The sequence below is a fragment of the Bdellovibrio sp. HCB117 genome, assembly GCF_047305915.1.
Taxonomy (GTDB): domain Bacteria; phylum Bdellovibrionota; class Bdellovibrionia; order Bdellovibrionales; family Bdellovibrionaceae; genus Bdellovibrio; species Bdellovibrio bacteriovorus_B.
In genome coordinates this window covers 1,930,229-1,949,645 of sequence record NZ_CP178622.1, presented here as the reverse complement: position 1 = coordinate 1,949,645, position 19,417 = coordinate 1,930,229, and the positions used below count along the sequence as shown (strand labels likewise).

Below are 19,417 nucleotides of genomic sequence, written 5' to 3'. Positions count from 1 at the left end.
ATGAAATTATCATGTCTTTTGTACATCTTCACGTTCACTCCGAATATTCTCTTTTAGAAGCTGCGGCCCGCGTAAAAGCTATTGCTAAAAAAGCAGCGGCCATGAATATGCCAGCGGTGGCATTGACCGACAATGGCAACATGTTCGGTGCCGTTGAATTTTACTTTGCTTGCAAGGACAATAACGTCAAACCGATCTTAGGTTTGGATGCTTATCTTGCACCCGGTTCGCGCTTAGAGAAAAAGCAAGATCGTGATCAAGTCAGTCAGGGGCCACGCCGGTTGGTTTTCTTGGCTCAAAATATCAAGGGCTATCAAAATCTCAGCAAACTTTCGACAATTGGCTATCAAGAGGGTTTCTACTGGAAGCCTCGTATCGATTACGAAGTTATCAAAGAATACAATTCAGACCTGATCTGTATGACAGGAGGACTTCGTGGTGAGGTGGCTGAGGCTTTCTTGCGCGAAGGCCCCGATGCCGCTTTAGCAAAAATCCGTCAGCTGAAAGAAATCTTCGACGATCGCCTTTATCTTGAAATGTGTCGCACTGGAGTTCCTGAGTGGGATCAAATAAATCCCTTCTTGATGGAGGCTTCAAAGATCACCGGTGTTCCACTTGTTGCAAGTAATGATGTTCACTACATGACTCAAGACGATCAGATCGCCCAAGAGGTTTTGATCTGTATCGGAACGAATAAAACTTTAAGTGATGAGTCTCGTTTCCGTTTAGGCACAGACGAGTTTTATTTCAAAAAGCCAGAACAGATGCAGCAGCTTTTTGCGGATGTCCCTGAAGCTGTCAGCAACACTTTGCAAATCGCCGAACGCTGTGATGTGAAATTTAAGTTGAAAGATGAAAACGGGAAGCCGATTTATCATCTTCCTACATTCCCGACTCCTGAAGGCGTTTCGTTAAAAGACGATATCGCTCGTCGTGCCAAAGAAGGTTTGCTCACGCGCTTTGAAGAAGCAGTTCTCCGTGGCGAAACTGTGCCGGAAGAAAAAAAACCAGAGTATTATGCGCGCTTAGATTATGAACTTGGCATCATCGACCGCATGGGTTTTAACGGTTACTTCTTAATCGTCCAAGACTTCATCGGTTGGGCTAAAGATCATGACATCCCGGTAGGGCCAGGTCGTGGATCCGGTGCGGGCTCCCTGGTTGCCTATTGTTTAAGAATTACGGATTTAGATCCTCTTCCCAACTTTCTTCTCTTTGAGCGTTTCTTAAATCCAGAGCGTATCTCGATGCCGGACTTCGATATCGACTTCTGTCAAGATCGTCGACAGGAAGTCATTCGTTATGTGACGGAAAAATACGGGCAAGAGTCGGTATCTCAGATTATCACTTACGGTAAATTGCAAACGCGTGCGGCGCTGAAAGACGTGGGCCGTGTTTTGGGTATGCTGTTCTCGGAAGTGGATCAAGTCACAAAACTGATTCCAGATAAATTGGGAATCAGTCTTAAAGAATCTTTAGAGATGGAACCTCGTCTGACAGAAATGATGGAGATGAATCCAACTGTCGCAACCATGATTGACCTCGCTCAACGCGTGGAAGGTATGGTTCGAAATGCGGGGATCCACGCTGCTGGTGTTATCATCGGTGACGGTCAACTGGTAAAACATGCTCCGTTATACAAAGGGGCGGATGGCGAGCAAGTCGTTCAATACGACATGAAACACGCCGAAAAAATTGGCCTGATCAAATTCGACTTCCTCGGGTTAAAGACGCTCACTCACATCAATATGGCGTTAAAGCTCATCAAGAAGAATCGTGGTAAAGAGATCACCTCAAAAATGATTCCGATGAACGACACTGCCACGTTCGAGATGATGTCCCGCGGGGATACTGCCGGGGTGTTCCAGTTCGAGGGTGAGGGTATCACGGATGCCACTCGTAAAATCCGTCCGTCATCGTTTGCAGATATCACGGCGATCACGTCTTTGTATCGCCCGGGTCCGATGGCGAATATTCCTGACTTTACCGATCGTAAACACGGCAAAGCCCCCGTCGAATACTTGCTTGAGGACACGCGTGAGGTTCTTTCGGAAACCTACGGGATCATGGTTTACCAAGAGCAAGTTATGGGTATTGCTTCGAAGATTGCTGGTTACTCCTTGGGTGAAGCCGACATGCTTCGTCGTGCAATGGGTAAGAAGATCAAAGAAGAGATGGATAAACACCGCGAACGCTTCATGCAAGGGGCGGTGGAAAGAGGTCACAATAAAGAAAAGTCCTCTGAGCTTTTTGATCTCATGTATAAGTTTGCCGACTACGGTTTCAATAAATCCCATGCGGCCGCTTATTCTGTCGTCACTTTGCAAACGGCCTGGTTGAAATGTCATTACCCGGTGGAATTCTTTGCGGCTCTTCTCAGTACCGAGTTGTCGGATACGGAAAAAATCGTGAAGTACTCAAAGGATGCTGCGAAACGCGGTATCACCGTAAAACCTCCTCATGTGAATTTCTCTGAGTATCTTTTCGGGGCCCATGGTGACGAGATTTACTTCGGTCTGGGTGCCATCAAAGGTGTCGGACAGGGAGCGGTTGAAGCCATTATTGAAGCTCGCAATAGTTTGCCCGATAAAAAGTTTAATTCTTTGGATGAGTTCTTTAACTCTATCGATCTTCGCCGCGTGAATAAAAAAGTGATCGAGTGCTTGATTAAAGCCGGTGCCTTTGAGGGTTTCGGTGTTCATCGTGCGCAAATGATGGCCGGCTATCAAAAGTACTTAGATCGTGCGCAAGGCCTGCAAAAGGACAAAGAGCTAGGACAAGCTTCGTTATTTGATTTGGGTCCTTCCACAGAAACCAAAGTGACGCTTGAAGAAATCAAACCTTGGAGTCGTACGGCATCCTTGGCGTATGAAAAGGAAGTCTTGGGATTTTATCTTAGCGATCACCCGTTAAAAGGTTTCGATACTCTTTCAGAAATCTGGACGACGTGTAAGGTGGCTGAGCTGCCAGCACAGATGCCCGCGCCGGGTTCGCCCGAGGCCGAGGCCTTAAAGGCCGCTAAGAAAGATTGGAAAAATCGCGATGCGGGTAAAAAGAAGATCGTCGTGGCTGGACTTATCACCGAGCTGCGTGAGCTTATTACCAAAAAAGGAACACGCATGGCTTTCGGTAAGATTGAAGATCTGACCGGAGCTTGCGAGCTTGTGATCTTCCCAGACTCTTACGCACGTTTTGAAGCACAGCTTCGCGATGAAAGACCGGTCTTGATTGGGGGAGCGCTTGAGGTTGAGGAAGGTGTTGCTAAGATTATGGTAGACAGTGTGTCGCCCATGGAAGACATCCTGAAAAAGACCAAGCGCATGGTGCTTCGTTTGGATAAAATTGATCCGAACGACTATCCTCGTTTACACTCTTTGATGAAGGATTATCCAGGGACGACTTCAGTCAGTTTTGAAATTGAGATCCCGGAAGTCAGTCGTCGTGTTTTGATGGATGCCGGTGAAGCGACGGGTGTTGCCGTGAATAATGAGTTTTTTGAAGGTGTGCACTCGGTTTTCGGTCGCACTGACTTTATTGAGTTAAGGAGTTAATAAATGCGTTTAGCTTTTGTGTTGGCAGCAGCGTTGATGTTCACTTTAAACAGTCCCGTAAAAGCTCAACAATCTGAATTGATCGACCGCACCTTCTCCGGAGTATCTAAAGAGGCGACTCCTCAAGGCGCGCGTCGTGATATTCAAGATCAAGCGTCGCAGAAAGTCTCTGAAGACATCATCAAGGAATTGGTGGGCGAAGAAAGATTTTCTAAAAACAAGTCTTTGATTCAATCTAAGATCATCAAAAACTCGGCTCGTTATATTCCTTTTGCGAAGGCTTCAAGTTTAGCTCAAGAAGGTGCGGAATATAAAATGTCCGTTTCTTTAAAGGTCTCTTTGCGTGATCTAAAACAAATGCTTCAGGACAACGCTTTATTAAATGAAAACGATGCAATTCCCGTGGTGCTTCCAGTGATCAGTTGGATTGATCGTGTGCAAGGGAAAAGTTACCGTTGGTGGTTGCCTTCGGATAAAACACAGCAGGCCTTTTTGATCAAAGAAGCTCGCGTGCTGGAAGAAGCTATGCGTGGTTCTTTTCAAAAGAACAATTTTTTTGCAGTGAAGCCAGTAGAGGCAGGCTTGGGAAACAGTGTTCCCGGCGACTTTCAAAATGAACGTATTGTGGGTGAGGATGCCCAATTCTTTTCTCAATATTTCAACGCACCTCTTTTGATTGATGGCCAGGTTGTTCTAAACAAAGGGGAATCTGGAAAGAACTACCGTATTGAAATTCGTATGACGGCTGTTCAGGTCAGCAATGGTCGCGCTATTGCCGATGTTTCTCGTCGCTATGACACAGAAAACGGAAGTTTTGAAAGTGCTGTTGATAAAAAAATGCGCGAGGTGATTGAGACGACCGCCAACGACCTAGCTTCACAAGTTTTAGAAGCTTGGCAGCGCGGTTCTTTAGGGACGTCGGTGATTCGTCTGACAATTCAAGGTCGTAACACTCTTCCGATGATGGAAGGTTTGAAAGAAAAAATCCGTTCTCAGATCACTCAAGTTAAAAGCATTCGTGAGCGCTTAGTCAGTTCCGAGGCTGTCAGTTTTGAAGTCGATACCGCCGTTTCGACGGTCGAACTTTTAGGAAAATTGGAAGCGCTGGATATCGAAGGCAAGAAGCTTTCGAAAGTTTCTGAAAAACAAGACGAGATCGTCTTGAAGTGGGCACAGTAGGAGGTGCGGTCGTGAAGAATTTTGTTTTGTTATTATCGCTGTTGGCGTTCACGGCTTGTACAACTATGGATGGGGCCGGTCCCTCTATTCGTCGCGACGTCAAAGACGTCAACTACGAAGCTCGTAAGGATGACTCGGCTCCTCGCAAGCGTTTGATGGTTTTGCCATTTTTAGATGCTGGGGATAAAAGACCTTCAGAGCTTCGCGAAAGAGCTCGCAACGCCTTCATTATGGATTTAAATCGCTCCGGAGAAGTCATCGCCTTAGATAGCAAAGAACTGAACGTCGATCTTTCAAAGATGATGGAAGGGGGGCAATACAAACTTCCTGAAGTCGCAAAGGCGGCGCAAGCTTTGGGAGTGACGGCAGTTCTTGAAGGTAAGATCATCGATATTCGAATCAAAAGAAAAGCCGACAATGTCGGCGTTGTTCGTCATATGTCGACAGCTTTTGAAGTTGTGGCCCAAGTCCGTGTCGTGACGGGGAGAGCGGCTCGCGAAGTCTTTAACACAGTTAAGACTGTGACTGTGGAAGAGCAGGGGACGCGGGTGGGTGAGCGTGTTGAAACCGATAAATTCATTTCTAACAATCCAGATATGATTCAAACGATTGTGAAAGATGCGTTTTTAGATTTTACTCCGCAGGTTTTAGCTTCCTTAGATAAAGTTTCTTGGGAGGGAAGAATTGCGGCCATCAACGGCGATAGAATTTATTTAAATGTTGGCCGCGTCTCTGGCTTACAAGTCGGCGACTTACTAAAAGTCACTGAAGATGGTGATGATATTTACGATCCTGAAAGTGGTGGGCATATCGGGCGAGTGCCAGGACGTCTAAAGGGAACTCTTGAAGTGATCAGCTATTTTGGGAATGACGGCGCGATTGCGATTGTTCATTCTGGTTCCGGTTTTAAAGAAAATGATCGCGTGGAGTTGTACTAGGACTTCTTTGTTTCCATATTTGTCATCACGGAAAATTACAGAACGAGCCTTAACAGGATTTGCACACAAAGACCTTGGGGTTCGTACTGTAAAAGAATATAATGGCTAAAGTGAATGCTTTAGCCATTTTTATTTTTATTTCCTTGTTTATTTTTTCACATCATTCTTCGGCGAAATCCTTTGAAGTTTCTGTTCTGTATTGGAGTATGAAGATCGAAGGTCAAGTCGCCATGAGAAAAGGCTTTGAAGAAGAGATTGCTCAATTCAATAAAAAGAGTACCGATAAAATCGTTCTTACACCTTATGTGGCTGGCGAAGGTCGAAAAGGAATAACAAATCAAGTTCATCAAGTAGCCGAAGTTTTAAAGGCGAAACCAGCCGCGATGGTGATTCAGCCCACAGACAACTCAGCGCTGGCGCGTGCTTTAGAGGAAGCCAATCAACTCAAAATCCCTGTTTTTGCTTATGATCAGTATATTGTGAATGGGGATATGACCTTCTTTGCCACGAGTGATAATTATGGCGGGGGACGTGATAATGGTGACTATATTCACGGGCTTTTTGATAAGAATAAAGAACTGCGTCTGGTGATTTTTGAATATCCCAAAGTCTCATCGACGATTGATCGCGTGGATGGTTTTTTAGATGCTTTACGCGATCAGGGCCGCAGATTCAAAGTTTTAAAGCGCTATGAAGCCGTGGATCCAGCTTCTGGTGAAATGGCCGTGAAGCAGTTCTTAAAAGACTTTCCGAAAAAAGGAAGTGTCGACGTCATCTTCACGGTCAATGACGGCGGCGGACTTTCTATTATTAAAACGCTTTATGAAAAAAAGCGCACCGACCTTGTTCATGCGACCTTTGATGGTGATCCTTTGTCAGTAGAAAATATTAAGAATGGCAAGATCACAGTTATCGATTCTGCGCAATTCTGTGCGGAGCTGGGTCGAGAAACGGCAAGAGCTCTGATAGCCCATCTTACGAAAGGTGGAGTTTCAGAAAAGAAACTGATTCCTACTTATCCAGTGACCAATAAAACTTTAGCGAATTACCCTGGCTGGATGGGGCGAGTTCCGTCATTTCTGCAAAAGGTTGAAGTGGCGAAAGCAGCTCCCACTCCGCGGGTGTCTCCGAATCAGCGCAATCTTCTTACGATTAAAATCGGCGTAGCTCCCCTGTGTCCGTATCTTTGTGAGCAAGGTCCCGGCGTATGGGGTGGATATATTTATAATATTCTTAAAGAGGTCGCTACGGAGCGCGGTTTTTATTTGGATCTAGAAAGCATCCCCAACACGCGTCTTCTGTCTGCTCTGCAAACCCGTCGTGTGAATTATATCATCGTTCCTGCAGATCTTGTCCGCTATGAAGATCAGATTCGGGTTGTGGGGCCTAAGTTAGGAGTGAATTATACCGGAGCCATCTTAACTCCAGGATCGAAAGACTCTTTAATTGATGAGGATTTACTGCGCACGAAAAAAGTGGTTTTTGCCGACATGGGAACCTATGCGGGTGGGCCGCATTTAGAAATCCCTGCCGCTCGTAGTTTAAAAGTGACGGGGGCGGATGTCGCTGACCGCATGATTAAAATGATTGGCGATCGTCGCGTGGAAATTGCTTTAGGTGATTACAATGTTCTTCGTTATTCTTTGATTAAAAAGCCGCGTGCAGAGCTTCAGCTTTTACCGACGTCGTTGACAGGATTTAACTCTGTGGTTTTAGTGGGCTCTCCACGAGAGTCGCACTTCGGTTATTTACCGGAATATTTAGATGCGTGGTTTTTACGCGCGCGCCAGGATGGTTCTTTAGAAAAAATCCTCAACAAATACAATCTCAAAGATTGGAAAGTGTTTGAACGTTAAGGATTAAGAAAGACCTTTTACTAAAAATTTAACCATACTTTTAAATGTTTCGGCTTCGCCGCGCATGCGGGCAATTTGCAATCCCCCTTGAATTGCCGCCAAAAAAGAATCAGCCACAACCGCAGGGTTTAAATCGGCACGAAAGATTTTATCATTCATTCCATCTTTGATTGTGACAATCAACCATTTGCGCTGCTGAAAATGAAACTCCCGTAAACGCTCTTGAATTTTCTCTGACATGGTATTGAAGTCGGAACACAAAGCACCTAAAGGACAGATCTTATTCTTATCTTTACCAATCTTGTAAAACATCTGAAGCATTTGCTCCATTTTTTTGTCCGCTGGCAAATCGTGAATCTTTTGCGCCCAGGAAATATAGGCATTTTGATAGTCCTCAAGAATCGCTAGACCCATTTCTTCTTTTGAGGCGAAATAGTAATGCAGGCTCGCCTTTTTTATACCCAAGGCGTCGGCCACGGTTTGAAAGCTAAAGCCATTAAATCCAAGGGTTTGCAGATAGTGACGTCCTAAATCCAATGCTTTGGTTTTTGTATCCATGCTTTCCGTCCTTGCTTTATAAAGGCTGATAGGGGTATTATCTACCTATTGGTAGGTAGATTCAAGTTTTAAAAGAAACACGAGGAAACATCTATGAAAAACAAAACCATGCGCCCAGTAGCCATTCTTGCAGGCTCACGAACTCCGTTTGTGAAGTCCTTCACTAATTATTCGCGTACTTCGAACCGTCAGTTGATGACGGCCACTCTTCAGGATCTGGTGAATAAAACTAATATTCGCGGTGAACTTTTGGGTGATGTCGCATTGGGTGCCGTGATGAAAAATGCCTCGGACTGGAATCTATCCCGTGAGTCGTTACTGAGCGCGGGGTTAGATCCTCACACGCCCGGATACGACGTTCAGCGTGCTTGTGGAACGGGTTTAGAGACCGCCGCACACATTGCTTTAAAAATCGCAGCAGGTCAGATTGAAAGCGGTATCGCAGGTGGTACGGACACCAATAGTGATATTGCCGGAGTTCTGCCTCACGAGCTTTCTTGGATTTTGACTGAAGCGCAAAAAGCTCCTAATGCGATGGCGCGTATAGCGAAACTTTCTGAAATTAAATTGGAATATTTAAAACCGCGCTTCCCGAATGTGCAAGAGCCTCGCACGGGTCTTTCCATGGGACAACATACAGAGCTAATGGTGAAAGAGTGGAAGATCACTCGTGAAGAGCAAGATCGACTTGCTTTACAAAGTCACTTGAATGCAGCGAAGGCGTATGATGCGGGTTTCTTCAATGACCTGGTTTTTGAATTCAAAGGTCTTAAGAAAGACGTCTTCGTGCGCGGTGATACCAGCATGGAAAAACTCGCAAAGTTAAAACCCGCTTTTGATTTTACTGGGACTGGAACTTTGACTGCAGGAAACAGCACGCCGCTGACCGACGGCGCTTCCGCTGTTCTATTGAGCAGTGAGGAATGGGCGAAAGCTCACGGCCTTCCGATTCAGGCTTACTTGGTGGATGCGGATTACGCGGCTGTTGATTACGTGAATGGCGAAGGTCTTTTGATGGCGCCGACGCGTGCGGTAGCGCAAATGCTTCGTCGTAATAATTTGAAGCTCCAAGATTTTGATTTCTACGAAATTCACGAAGCTTTCGCGGGTCAGGTTCTTTGTACATTGAAGGCCTGGGAATCCGACGAGTATTGCCGTAAGCATTTAGGCGAGTCTCAAGCATTAGGTTCTATTGATCGTTCTAAATTGAATGTGAACGGTGGAAGTCTGGCTTTAGGACATCCATTTGCCGCAACGGGCGGAAGAATTCTTGCCAGTCTTGCAAAAATGCTCGCACAAAAAGGTTCAGGCCGTGGTCTGATTTCTATTTGTACAGCGGGCGGTATGGGTGTTGTGGCCATTGTCGAAAGATAATTATGGAAATCTCTCTTGCGAAGAAGTTACAAGTAGCGGGGCTTCGTGCGGGTTCTTGGATTTTTCCTAAACTTGCCGCTCAAGGAGCGTTGGATCTTTTTCTAACGCCTCAGCGAGTGCCTCGTCCTGCATCGGAGCAGGAGTTGTATGCTTCTTCAAAAAAATATGTTTTAGGTGGCGGCATCGCCGCATATGAGTGGGGGCCTGAAAAGGGCCCTCTTGTTGTTTTGGTGCATGGATGGAGCGGTCGTGGAACCCAAATGGCGGCATTTGCTCCGGCGCTCACAGAGGCTGGATACCGCGTTGTTGCTTTGGATGGACCGGCGCACGGAGCTTCCGAAGGAACGCAGACCAATGTCGGCGACTATTCTCAGTTTCTGGTGAACGTGCAAAAGGAGCTGGGAGATTTCGAAGCGGTGATAGCTCACTCCTTCGGGGCCGGATGCTCGGTGCTGGCGGTTGCCAAAGGTCTTCGTGCTGAAAAGTTGGTTTTAGTAGCGGGACCTGCTCATTATGAAAAAGTCGTGAACAACTATTTTAAGTTTGTGCAAATCAGCCCCGCCGCAGAAAAACATTTTATAAATATGCTGTCTGAGAAAGTCGGGCTTTCTCCAAAAGAAATGAATGTGGGTGTGATCGGTAGTAAATTGCGCGTGAAAGCTTTGATTGTGCATGATCGCGACGATAAAGAAGTTCGTTATGCTGCCGCTGAAGAAATTCAAAGCGTGTGGCCGCAAACCCAGATTCTTGCTACAGAAGGTTTAGGTCATCGCCGCATTCTTAAAGACACAAAAGTGATCGACCAAGTTGTGCGCTTCATTCAGAAATAAAAAAAGCCGCCCTTCTCAGGCGGCTTTTTCTTTACACCGTCGCGTGAACGCGGTGAGTATCATCCATGTCGTCAAGATAGTTTAAAAACTCTTCAACGTCTTTTCTTTGAGCATCATTAAGTTCTGTGATGTTTTTTGCCTTGAATGAAAGCTCCGCTGTCGTCACTTTCCATCCGCGTTTTACCAAAGCATCACGAACAGAGTCTAAGTCATCTGCATTTGTGTAAAACTCATAAGAGCCATCATCGTTTTTGCTGACTTCGTTAGCGCCAGCCTCAATCGCTTCTTCATCCGGATCGAAAGTGCCGGCTTTTTCACCTTCAATAAGTCCTACGCGATCAAACATCCAAGCCACAGAGCCGACCTCTCCCATGTTGCCTTCATGAGATTTAAAGGCATGGCGCATGTCCGGAGCTGTTCTGTGTTTGTTGTCGGTTTGGCATTCAACGATAACGCCAACACCATGAGGGCCGTAGCCTTCGTAAGTGATTTCTTCAATCACTTTTCCATCGTCTAAAAGGCCTGCACCTTTTTTGATCGCGCGTTCGATCGTATCGTTGGGGCAAGACACTTTTTTTGCGGCATCAATGGCAAGACGAAGACGGGAGTTGGCTGCGGGGTCAGGGCCGCCTGCTTTTGCTGCAACGGCGATCTCTCTAGCTAATTTTGTGAAGATTTGTCCCTTTTGTTGGGCTTTCTCTACCTTACCCGCATTTTTCCACGATTTTCCCATATTACTCCATCTGGCGTTTTTTTACTTTTTCCAGGGCTCTATTGCAGCAAATCACTAATTATTTGGCAACTTTGGGAGCAGGATGTAAAAGGCCCTATGTTCAGTTTTTCCACCCCGGATATCTGGGAAAAGATCGCAAATATTCAAAATTCTTGTGAAGAGGCCTTAAAGCTCTCTTCACCTGGCGTTGTTCCCGAAGATCCGGCACGGGATGTCCTCACTTTGCACCCCAAGCTTCATCCCCCTAAGAAAGGCTTTTCCACAGTGGAAGGGCAAGCCCGCATGCTTCATGATTTGGCGAGCATTGAATTGCAAGCCATGGAGCTAGGACTTCGCACGTTGGTGGAATTTCCGGACGCCCCTCAAGGCTTTCGTGAAGAACTGTTGGCTGTCACAGTTTCTGAGGCGGAACACCTAAGAATGTGCTTAGAGGGTATCGAATCATTAGGACATAAATGGGGCGACTGGCCGGTGCATTTGGCGTTGTGGCGAGCGGTGAGTGTGGAAGACAGTCTTTTAGATCGCATCCTGATCGTGCATCGCTATCTTGAAGGCAGTGGCCTGGATGCCGGGGACACCTTGATTCGTCGTCTGGAAGGAACTGCAGGAAAACAGACGATTCAAAAAATTGTGAAGCAAATCAATTTTGAAGAAATTGGTCACGTGGATTTTGGATCTCGATGGTATCGCGAAATATGTAAAGAAAATAAGATCGATCCGAATGCGGACTTTCCAGAGCGCATGGATTCTTTAAGACTTCGTTTGCCTAAGCGTATTGAACCGTTGAATCATGATTTAAGAAAGAAAGCAGGGTTTACGGAAGAAGAAATCGCTTATTACGAAACCCTTCGTCTGGATTTCTTAAAGCCTTCAAAGTAACTATTCCCAAGGCCGAATATATGAAATTGAAATGGAAGCGTAACTTTTAAATTCGCTTTTTTCTTCAAACTCAGGCGACACTGTCACAAATCTCCACGAGTAACTCCAGTGAGAAATTTGAAAAGCATAGCCAAACTCTGTTTCAGCATTAAACGGATACTTGGTCACGTGATGGCTGTCGTGAATGGAGTTTCCATCAAGGAAAATATTGTGAGCCACGGCATTTCCGCGAATACCCGCAAAACCATAAAGTCGCCAAGGAATGTTTTTCTTAGCGACTTTCAAATTCAACAAGGGTTCTCCATCAACCGACGATAAACTGGAGGCGCCGAAGTCGTCGGGAAGGCGAATGCCGGCGCGAACAAGAGCCCCGACATGGGCGGCGATAAGAACGTTGCCTAAAGAAAGTCCTGCGGAAGGAATAAAGTCAAAAGTTCTTCCAGCCTCAGTTTCTAATTCGTAAAAACGGATCTTTTGGTTGTAGTTCAGTTGCAAAGTCGGTTCTGTCGAAAGTTGATTATCCCACCCATTCGCGGTGGGGACATCGATGATTTCATGAAATCCGTTTTGCGCTTGTTCTCCTAAAGCCCCGGGTCCTACAAGTCCGATATCCAGTTCCAGATTGTGACTGTGTGAAGGAGTTTTCAAATTCGCGGAAAGAGCCACATAAAGCCAGGCCGCATACGGGCGGTCGTTGACAATTAATTCAGATGTGTCGGTGTCATCAGGAGTAAAGATTTGCTGAGCAATAGAGATCCCGAAATTTGTCGTCGATTTTTCGCGTTCATATTTAAAGCGATCCGACCAACCGATCAATGGTGGAACCCAGAAAGGTTCCCGGTCTTCGGCGTACTGATAAGAAAAGCGCACGCCACTGGTGTAATCACTGTCGGCATTCGGTCCGCCCAAGCGGCGCGTATCATTTTCGATATAGACTGAAAAGGATTCCCCATAGGGTTTTGCGGCTTGCGGAAGATTTGCAGATTGAACTTCTGCCTTGCTTTCAAGGCTTAGTAGTGAAAAGCACAAGATGAAGGCCGCAGAAGTTCTAATCAAGGCTTTCATCCTCTTCTAAGAAGCGCCACTTACCTTCAGGCAGCTTTCCTAAAACCAAGCTTCCGATGCGCACACGTTTAAGACCTGTGACTCTTAAGCCGACAAGTTCGCACATGCGACGGATCTGACGTTTTTTACCTTCGCGCAAAATAAAACGCAGCTGATCTTCATTGACCCATTCAACCTTCGCAGGTTTGAGGGCTTTACCGTCTAAAGAAAGGCCGTGGTTTAATAGTTTTAATTTATCCGCCGGAAGCTTGCCTTCAACGCGAACGATGTATTCTTTTTCAAGCTTGGTTTCTTCCGCGATGATTTTTTTAGCGATACGTCCATCTTGGGTGAAAAGCAATAGGCCTTGTGAATCAATATCCAGGCGTCCGGCAACGGCAAGACCTTCAAAATGCTCTTTGCGCAAACGTTGTTTAGAATCACCAAATTGATTTTCGGGTGTGATCAATTTAATCGCAGGTTGGTAGGGTGGTTCAGGTTGTGCGCTGACCCAACCAATGGGTTTATTCAGAATGATCGTAGCGAGGCGTTTTTGTTGTTTTAAGGCCTGCGCTTCCAAAGTGATTTTAACTTTAGGATCAACCTTCGTTCCCAATTGATCGACTTTAACTCCATCAACAAGAACCAGGCCCTTGGCGATGTATTCATCTGCTTCACGTCGAGAACAAATGCCTCGTTCCGCCATTAATTTTGACAATCTTACTTTTTCTTCACTCATTGGCGGATCTCCGTCCACAAATTATCCATTTCATACAAGCGCAAAAACGAAACATCTTTTGCGTGTCCATGCTCTTTGAGTTTCTCAAGAAAATACAGAGCAATATTTTCTGTCGTGGGGATTTTTTTTTTAAATTCAGGGATCACAAAATTTAAGTGCTCGTGATCTAAAACATCCGTCAGTGACTTTAGCAGAGCTTGCAGCGCATGCTTTTGTTCAGCGAGGTTGGCGTCTTGGATGTGAAAGCCCACTTCCAAAGTATAATTATGACCGTGGCCATATTCGGTAAAGCAACGACCAAAAGCCTTTGAGTTTTCTTCCTTCGACCACAAAGGCTGGTGATAAAAATGAGCGCTGCTAAAAGGGCTTTTTAATACAAGAATCATGAAAGATTGATGCCTCCATCAACCGCCATCACTGCTCCTGTTGTCCAACTGGATTGTTCAGAACCTAAGAAGTAAATGGTTCTCGCGATATCTTCGGACGTGCCAATACGTCCTAGGGGTTGCAGGGGCTTCATTTTTTCTAAAGCCTGTTTTTTCGCGCTTTCTTCTAAAGAATGAAAGCTATGAATAGGGGTGTCGACGATACCCGGGCACACGGCGTTGACGCGGATATTGTGCGCTCCCCCTTCAAGGGCGAGGCTTTGTGTCCAATTAATCAAAGCTGCCTTGCTAGCGGAATAAGCGCCTGTATTGGCAGTGGGGCGAAGACCCAAGGTGGAAGAGACATTCACAATGCTTCCTCCGCCCAGTTCTTTAAAGTACGGGAAGAAGGCGCGAGCCACGCGAACGGGAACGAAAAAATTCATTTCCATCTGACGCTTCCAAAGTTCATCAGTGCTTTCGGTAAAATTATGAGTTTCAAAAATACCGGCATTATTCACTAGCACTTCCACGCGATGAATTTTCGCACCCAACACTTCATTCAGACGCTTTTGCAAAGCCGCTTCATCGGTCATATCACAAGACACAATCGAAGCTCCGCTGCGACACTTCAATGCGACGTCTTGCAGTCGCTCTTTGTTTCGACCCATCAGATAAATGAAATAACCGTTACGAGAGAATTCGATGGCGGTGGCGGCGCCGATGCCGCTGCTGGCTCCAGTGATGAGTGCTGCCTTTTTCATGGGCGGGTGGTCTCCTAAACTGGACTCATACTAGCAAAGTCGGGGACCGAAGAGAAGACATGTCGATGCGCGAAGCGTTTAGTGTCGGAATCAAATACTTCTTTGTAGGACTCATCCTATTCACAGCCTTTTGGGCGCAAATTCCCTAGTATCTGGGATAAAAAAAAGACCAGGTTGGGATACCTGGTCTTAAACGGATGAAATTTGAACTAGGAACGTTACGCGACTTTTTTAGCCGCTGTGTAATGGTAATACTTCTTATCAAAGTCAGAAGCTTTCATGCCTTCTTTCGTGATAAGACCGGCCTTAAACCATTCAAAGTGCTCAGCGCAAAATCCCGCCTTTTCAGACTTCTTTTTGCAGCCTTCGCCGCAGCAGCGAGCCGATTCAAGGGAAACTACGTTATTTGGGATTTGCTTTTCAAATTTTTTGTCAGCCATTTTGTGACCTCCAGTTGAAATCTTAAGCTGGTTGAATGTCTTAAGACATAAGACTTATCGGAGGTCACTAAACGGACTTTAGTACTTTCCTAGAAACCCTCTGAAGGTCTAGGTTGGTCTCAGAGCGAGACACTTTAAATGCATTAGATTAATTTTAGGAAGCGTCCCAGGTCCACGGGCTTTGAGAACAAATATCCTTGGCCGAAACGAGCCCCTAAGGTCTCTAGAACCAGGGACTCTTCATTGTTTTCAATGCCTTCAGCGATGATCTCGATATCCATGGCGTGAGCCAAGTGAATGATCGAACTGACGACAGCTTTAGATTTAGGGTCGTTTAGAACCTTCATCACAAAACAGCGGTCGATCTTTAGAAAGCTGATAGGCATTTGCGTAAGATACTGCAAGCTTGAAAAGCCTGTTCCGAAGTCATCAATGGAAATCGCGTAACCCTGATCATGGCACTGCTTCAGTGCATCCAGGGCAATGGCTCCATCCATCATAATTCTTTCAGTCATTTCAAGTTTGATGTTCTTAGGCTGAAGATCATGTTTTTCGCGCAAGTCCTCAAGGTTGTTCACGAAATCAGAGTGTGTGAACTGGCGGCCTGAAATATTAATACTCATCATGAAGTCATCCGCCATCTTGTCTTTTTTATTCAGACGAAGCTGGTCTTGGATGGTGCGCAGGTCTTTTAAAGCCTGATTGATGATCCAGTGGCCAATTGGGATTACCATCGAAGAATTTTCAATGACATCGATGAATAGATTCGGTGAAACAAGTCCATGCTGAGGACTGTTCCAACGAAGTAGCGCCTCGCACCCATTGATTTGTTTCGTTTTTAAATTCACAATGGGCTGATAGAAAAGTTCAAATTCTTTGTTTTGAAATGCCTGGAAAATTTGATTTTCAAGTTTGATTTGGTCTAATGCCGTCTGAGTCCCGTCATCACCAGCTCCTGAATTATCAAACTCCACGTCAGAGATCTTTGTTCCGCCTGGAGTGTTGATATTTTTACGACGAAGGCGTTTCAACAAAACGCGCATCAGAAGTTGGACAACTTTATCCGCTGTAGAGACACGTTCTAAAACTTGTTGTTTTGTGACGATAGCTAGGCGCACATCTTCTAGAGCACGCACGGAGGCCGAGCGGTTTTGATTGTCGATCAGGGCCATCTCACCAAAGATTTCACCTTCACCTAAAATAGTTAAAGGGATGTCTTCTTTGTCTTTGCTAAGATAAATCAGCACTCGGCCTTTTTCGATGATGTAGGCGCAGTCTCCTGCATCACCTTCGTTAAATATGATCTGATCCTTATGTATATCGACGGACTGAGTTGCTGAATTCATAGACCTTATTCTAGAGGCTTCAGTGAAGGTCAGACAAGTCCAGCTGATTCATTTGATTAAGCTTCCACCCCTTAAATTCCGGTTTTACCAGCACTGAAAAGTGGATCGCGCCTAGAGGAATCATCAAGTGGTTCTTCATCAGGTAATCAGCCCCCGCAAGGCACCATTTTTTCTGTTCTGCGGGTTTCTGCGCTTGTGAAAGCGAGGACAAAATCTTTTCGTATTCGGCCGACTTTATGCGCAGATAATTTTCAGGGCTCCAAGGAGCGAAAGTTTCTAACGCCGACAAACAAGTGGGGCGGTCTGGAGAGACGCCTTTTCTGAATATAGCCGGTGGATTATGTTGCAACACTTGCAAGAACACCTTGTTCTCTTTGACTTCAAGATGGGTTTTTAACTGCGCGTTTTTACTCCACTGATTCTGAAGCCACTCTGTGGCGCGCTTGTGATCTTCGCCGCCTAAAGCTGAAAACATCAGCGTGTAGGTCTTCGAGTTTTTGATCTTTGGGACCTTGCTGGGATCATAGTCGAAGCAAGGAGCTTTTTCCGGGAACCAGGAATCCGGAAGTCCGATGCAGCCGGGTTTACCTTCCGATGAGAAAATCTTCTGTAACTCTGAATAGTTCAAAGAATAGGTGAAAGCCTTGCGTGTGTTTTCGTCACCGGAAAGCTCGGGGCCAAATCCCAAGTAGTCAAGACGGGTGACCGGGTACCAGTAAAAGTCTTTGCGGTTTTTATAAGTCGGGATGAAAAGTGTGGGAAGGCGACGCAAGAACTGCAATTCATTCTTTTCGTAAAGCTGCAAAGCCACGGTGTCTTCTTCGATAAAAAGAAATTCCACGACCGGACGCTGGGCATATCCTAATTTATAAAGTCGGTTGGGCTCAAGAACGAGCTTTTGCCCCTTTTTCCACTCTTTGAGTTTGTAAGGGCCGGAGTAGGCCGTCAGATCTTCTTTTGTCGGCGCCAGTAAGAAGTTTGAAAGATTGTATTCAAAGTCTGGGTCGGGGTTGGTGAATTCAAATTTCAAAGTGTGCTTGTCCGGGGTGCTCACTCCCAACTTCTTCGCGTCGAGTTCTCCTTTGTAAAAGGATTCGGCATTCTTGATTTTAAAAAGCAGGTCTGCGCGGGGGATTGCATTTTTAGAAGTCAGAATTTTAATATAGGTTCTTAAAAAATCATCGGACGTCAGTGGAGAGCCGTCACTCCACTGCAAATCTTTTTTCAGATTGCAGGTAAGGGTCGTTCGTTTTTTATCGCGTTTACAGCCTGTACCCAAATCTGGAACAAGACCTTTCTGATCATCGTAAGAAAAGATATTGCGATACAGATTTCCCAAAACGTAACTCGAAGAGGAAGTGCGCTGCTTGTTGGGATCAAGGCCCCCCGGCTCGGTAGCTAAGTGCAGTCGAAAAACTTTTTCGGCGGCGAAAGAGGGGGCGCTCAAAAGAAGAAGAAAGACCAAGAAGTAGTTCATGTCTTAAGTCTAACCACAAATATTTGGAAAAAGAAGAAAAGAAAAAGGGCTCTTTCGAGCCCTTTACTTGAAAACTATTTATCTAGTTCCATTTTTGCAATTGTTTGCAATTGCATGTTTGTTGTTCCTTCGTAGATCTGACCGATCTTAGCATCACGCCAGAATTTCTCGACCGGATATTCTTTCGTGAAACCGTTACCACCAAACAAGTCGATAGCTTTAGATGTGATCTTTTCAGCGGCGCGAGAAGCATAAAGTTTTGCCATCGCTGCAGCTTCAATGAAATCTTGGCCAGCGTCTTTCAAGCGAGCCGCATTGTAAACCATCAAACGAGCGGCTTCGAGTTCAGTGCGCATTTCTGCTAGTTGGAATTGAACACCTTGGAAGTGAGCGATTGGTTTACCGAATTGCTCGCGGCCTTTTACATAGCCAAGAGCGGCTTCGTAAGCGCCTTGAGCGATACCGATCATTTGTGCGCCGATACCGATACGACCTTCATTCAATGTTTCAATCGCGATTTTATAACCTTTGCCTACTTCACCTAAAACATTCTCTTTAGGTACTTCGCAGTTTTCAAAAAGAAGTTCGCAAGTTGAAGACGCACGAATACCTAATTTGTCTTCTTTTTTACCGACTTTGAAACCTGGGAAAGATTTTTCAACGATGAAAGCGGTGATGCCTTTGTAGCCTTTAGCCATATCAATGTTCGCAAACACGATAAACACATTGGCTTCTTTACCGTTTGTGATCCAAAGTTTTGAACCGTTCAAAACCCATTTGTCACCTTTGTCTTCAGCCTTCAATTTCAATGCGAAAGCATCCGATCCAGAAGAAGACTCAGACAGTGCGTAGGCGCCCACCCAGTCCGTGGCCATTTTGCTTAAATATTTTTCTTGTTGAGCGGGAGTTCCCCATTTTAGGAATGCGTTTGTCGTCAAAGTATTTTGAACGTCGACAAGAACAGATACTGAACCGTCAACACGTCCGATCTCTTCAACCGCCAAACAAGCCATAGTAAATGTTGAGCCTGCGCCGCCGAATTTTTCTGGTGTTTCGATACCCATCAAACCCATTTCGAAAAGTTTTTTAACGATAGCAGGATCCATCTCTGCCTTTTCGTCCATGTGTGTCACATGAGGTTTGATTTCAGATTCAGCAAAAGCTCTTACAGCGTCTCTGAACGCTGCTTCGTCTTCAGAAAGCATCGTCAAAGCGGGACGAGCATTAGTTACGTCAGACATGGTCCAATCTCCATTCATATAGTTAAAACAGTGGGAAGAACGTATCCGCTTCAAAGAATTTATTCAAGGCCTTGGAAAGACGAGAGCTTTTCTCTTAACAAGC

General features: G+C 45.5%; 17 protein-coding genes. 7 read left to right on the top strand and 10 right to left on the bottom strand.

Annotated features, from left to right (window positions below; translation table 11 throughout):
• Positions 1-11: 11 nt before the first annotated feature.
• From dnaE to ACLWBD_RS09300, 4 genes are all read left to right on the top strand, one after another.
• Complete coding sequence (gene dnaE / locus ACLWBD_RS09315; protein WP_063207119.1) at positions 12-3,551, top strand: DNA polymerase III subunit alpha; 3,540 nt, start codon at positions 12-14, stop codon at positions 3,549-3,551.
• A 3-nt stretch (positions 3,552-3,554) separates the two neighbouring features.
• A complete protein-coding gene (locus tag ACLWBD_RS09310) occupies positions 3,555-4,730 on the top strand; it encodes a hypothetical protein (protein WP_413568002.1) in 1,176 nt (391 codons plus the stop codon).
• Positions 4,731-4,741: 11 nt separating this feature from the next.
• Entirely contained in the window at positions 4,742-5,668 is a 927-nt protein-coding gene (locus ACLWBD_RS09305; protein WP_253696745.1) for a hypothetical protein, read from the top strand.
• Between the two features lie 101 nt (positions 5,669-5,769).
• A complete protein-coding gene (locus ACLWBD_RS09300) occupies positions 5,770-7,524 on the top strand; it encodes a substrate-binding domain-containing protein (protein ID WP_413568001.1) in 1,755 nt (584 codons plus the stop codon).
• Positions 7,525-7,527: 3 nt separating this feature from the next.
• Here ACLWBD_RS09300 and ACLWBD_RS09295 read toward each other — a convergent pair whose 3' ends face one another.
• Positions 7,528-8,082 (bottom strand): TetR/AcrR family transcriptional regulator, encoded by a 555-nt coding sequence (locus tag ACLWBD_RS09295; RefSeq protein ID WP_063207126.1) that lies wholly within the window; start codon positions 8,080-8,082, stop codon positions 7,528-7,530.
• A gap of 93 nt (positions 8,083-8,175) precedes the next feature.
• Between ACLWBD_RS09295 and ACLWBD_RS09290 the strand changes: the two genes are divergently transcribed.
• Both ACLWBD_RS09290 and ACLWBD_RS09285 read left to right on the top strand, forming a co-directional pair.
• The gene (locus ACLWBD_RS09290; RefSeq protein ID WP_063207129.1) at positions 8,176-9,456 is read left to right on the top strand and encodes an acetyl-CoA C-acetyltransferase; all 1,281 of its coding nucleotides are present in this window, start codon (positions 8,176-8,178) and stop codon (positions 9,454-9,456) included.
• Positions 9,457-9,458: 2 nt separating this feature from the next.
• The gene (locus ACLWBD_RS09285; RefSeq protein ID WP_063207132.1) at positions 9,459-10,286 is read left to right on the top strand and encodes an alpha/beta hydrolase; all 828 of its coding nucleotides are present in this window, start codon (positions 9,459-9,461) and stop codon (positions 10,284-10,286) included.
• Between the two features lie 31 nt (positions 10,287-10,317).
• Here ACLWBD_RS09285 and ACLWBD_RS09280 read toward each other — a convergent pair whose 3' ends face one another.
• A complete protein-coding gene (locus ACLWBD_RS09280; protein WP_063207135.1) occupies positions 10,318-11,019 on the bottom strand; it encodes a YebC/PmpR family DNA-binding transcriptional regulator in 702 nt (233 codons plus the stop codon).
• A gap of 96 nt (positions 11,020-11,115) precedes the next feature.
• Between ACLWBD_RS09280 and ACLWBD_RS09275 the strand changes: the two genes are divergently transcribed.
• The gene (locus tag ACLWBD_RS09275) at positions 11,116-11,898 is read left to right on the top strand and encodes a ferritin-like domain-containing protein (protein WP_063207137.1); all 783 of its coding nucleotides are present in this window, start codon (positions 11,116-11,118) and stop codon (positions 11,896-11,898) included.
• Here ACLWBD_RS09275 and ACLWBD_RS09270 read toward each other — a convergent pair whose 3' ends face one another.
• The 8 genes from ACLWBD_RS09270 to ACLWBD_RS09235 all read right to left on the bottom strand — a co-directional run bounded on the left by ACLWBD_RS09270 (position 11,899) and on the right by ACLWBD_RS09235 (position 19,314).
• Positions 11,899-12,963 (bottom strand): lipid A deacylase LpxR family protein, encoded by a 1,065-nt coding sequence (locus ACLWBD_RS09270; protein ID WP_413568000.1) that lies wholly within the window; start codon positions 12,961-12,963, stop codon positions 11,899-11,901.
• Positions 12,947-13,681: a pseudouridine synthase gene (locus ACLWBD_RS09265; protein ID WP_063207140.1), complete on the bottom strand. Its 735-nt coding sequence runs from the start codon at positions 13,679-13,681 to the stop codon at positions 12,947-12,949. The genes ACLWBD_RS09270 and ACLWBD_RS09265 overlap by 17 nt, the downstream gene beginning before the upstream one ends.
• Positions 13,678-14,067: a 6-carboxytetrahydropterin synthase gene (locus ACLWBD_RS09260; RefSeq protein ID WP_413567999.1), complete on the bottom strand. Its 390-nt coding sequence runs from the start codon at positions 14,065-14,067 to the stop codon at positions 13,678-13,680. Before ACLWBD_RS09260 ends, ACLWBD_RS09265 begins: the two co-directional genes overlap by 4 nt.
• Positions 14,064-14,810, bottom strand: a complete 747-nt coding sequence (locus tag ACLWBD_RS09255; RefSeq protein WP_413567998.1) for an SDR family NAD(P)-dependent oxidoreductase — start codon at positions 14,808-14,810, stop codon at positions 14,064-14,066. The genes ACLWBD_RS09260 and ACLWBD_RS09255 overlap by 4 nt, the downstream gene beginning before the upstream one ends.
• A gap of 218 nt (positions 14,811-15,028) precedes the next feature.
• Positions 15,029-15,250 (bottom strand): hypothetical protein, encoded by a 222-nt coding sequence (locus ACLWBD_RS09250; RefSeq protein WP_063207148.1) that lies wholly within the window; start codon positions 15,248-15,250, stop codon positions 15,029-15,031.
• 143 nt (positions 15,251-15,393) lie between these two features.
• Entirely contained in the window at positions 15,394-16,596 is a 1,203-nt protein-coding gene (locus tag ACLWBD_RS09245; protein ID WP_063207151.1) for an EAL domain-containing protein, read from the bottom strand.
• A 19-nt stretch (positions 16,597-16,615) separates the two neighbouring features.
• Positions 16,616-18,073 carry a peptide ABC transporter substrate-binding protein gene (locus ACLWBD_RS09240; RefSeq protein WP_413567997.1) on the bottom strand — a complete coding sequence of 486 codons (1,458 nt, stop codon included), beginning with the start codon at positions 18,071-18,073 and terminating at the stop codon, positions 16,616-16,618.
• Positions 18,074-18,147: 74 nt separating this feature from the next.
• Positions 18,148-19,314 carry an acyl-CoA dehydrogenase gene (locus ACLWBD_RS09235; RefSeq protein WP_063207157.1) on the bottom strand — a complete coding sequence of 389 codons (1,167 nt, stop codon included), beginning with the start codon at positions 19,312-19,314 and terminating at the stop codon, positions 18,148-18,150.
• Between the last annotated feature and the right edge of the window lie 103 nt (positions 19,315-19,417).

Bases quoted from the DNA above. Each gene is read 5' to 3' on its own strand.
- dnaE (WP_063207119.1), top strand. From the start codon at position 12: ATGTCTTTTGTACATCTTCACGTTCACTCCGAATATTCTCTTTTAGAA.
- ACLWBD_RS09310 (WP_413568002.1), top strand. From the start codon at position 3,555: ATGCGTTTAGCTTTTGTGTTGGCAGCAGCGTTGATGTTCACTTTAAAC.
- ACLWBD_RS09300 (WP_413568001.1), top strand. From the start codon at position 5,770: ATGGCTAAAGTGAATGCTTTAGCCATTTTTATTTTTATTTCCTTGTTT.
- ACLWBD_RS09295 (WP_063207126.1), bottom strand. From the start codon at position 8,082: ATGGATACAAAAACCAAAGCATTGGATTTAGGACGTCACTATCTGCAA.
- ACLWBD_RS09290 (WP_063207129.1), top strand. From the start codon at position 8,176: ATGAAAAACAAAACCATGCGCCCAGTAGCCATTCTTGCAGGCTCACGA.
- ACLWBD_RS09285 (WP_063207132.1), top strand. From the start codon at position 9,459: ATGGAAATCTCTCTTGCGAAGAAGTTACAAGTAGCGGGGCTTCGTGCG.
- ACLWBD_RS09280 (WP_063207135.1), bottom strand. From the start codon at position 11,019: ATGGGAAAATCGTGGAAAAATGCGGGTAAGGTAGAGAAAGCCCAACAA.
- ACLWBD_RS09275 (WP_063207137.1), top strand. From the start codon at position 11,116: ATGTTCAGTTTTTCCACCCCGGATATCTGGGAAAAGATCGCAAATATT.
- ACLWBD_RS09270 (WP_413568000.1), bottom strand. From the start codon at position 12,963: ATGAAAGCCTTGATTAGAACTTCTGCGGCCTTCATCTTGTGCTTTTCA.
- ACLWBD_RS09265 (WP_063207140.1), bottom strand. From the start codon at position 13,681: ATGAGTGAAGAAAAAGTAAGATTGTCAAAATTAATGGCGGAACGAGGC.
- ACLWBD_RS09260 (WP_413567999.1), bottom strand. From the start codon at position 14,067: ATGATTCTTGTATTAAAAAGCCCTTTTAGCAGCGCTCATTTTTATCAC.
- ACLWBD_RS09255 (WP_413567998.1), bottom strand. From the start codon at position 14,810: ATGAAAAAGGCAGCACTCATCACTGGAGCCAGCAGCGGCATCGGCGCC.
- ACLWBD_RS09250 (WP_063207148.1), bottom strand. From the start codon at position 15,250: ATGGCTGACAAAAAATTTGAAAAGCAAATCCCAAATAACGTAGTTTCC.
- ACLWBD_RS09245 (WP_063207151.1), bottom strand. From the start codon at position 16,596: ATGAATTCAGCAACTCAGTCCGTCGATATACATAAGGATCAGATCATA.
- ACLWBD_RS09240 (WP_413567997.1), bottom strand. From the start codon at position 18,073: ATGAACTACTTCTTGGTCTTTCTTCTTCTTTTGAGCGCCCCCTCTTTC.
- ACLWBD_RS09235 (WP_063207157.1), bottom strand. From the start codon at position 19,314: ATGTCTGACGTAACTAATGCTCGTCCCGCTTTGACGATGCTTTCTGAA.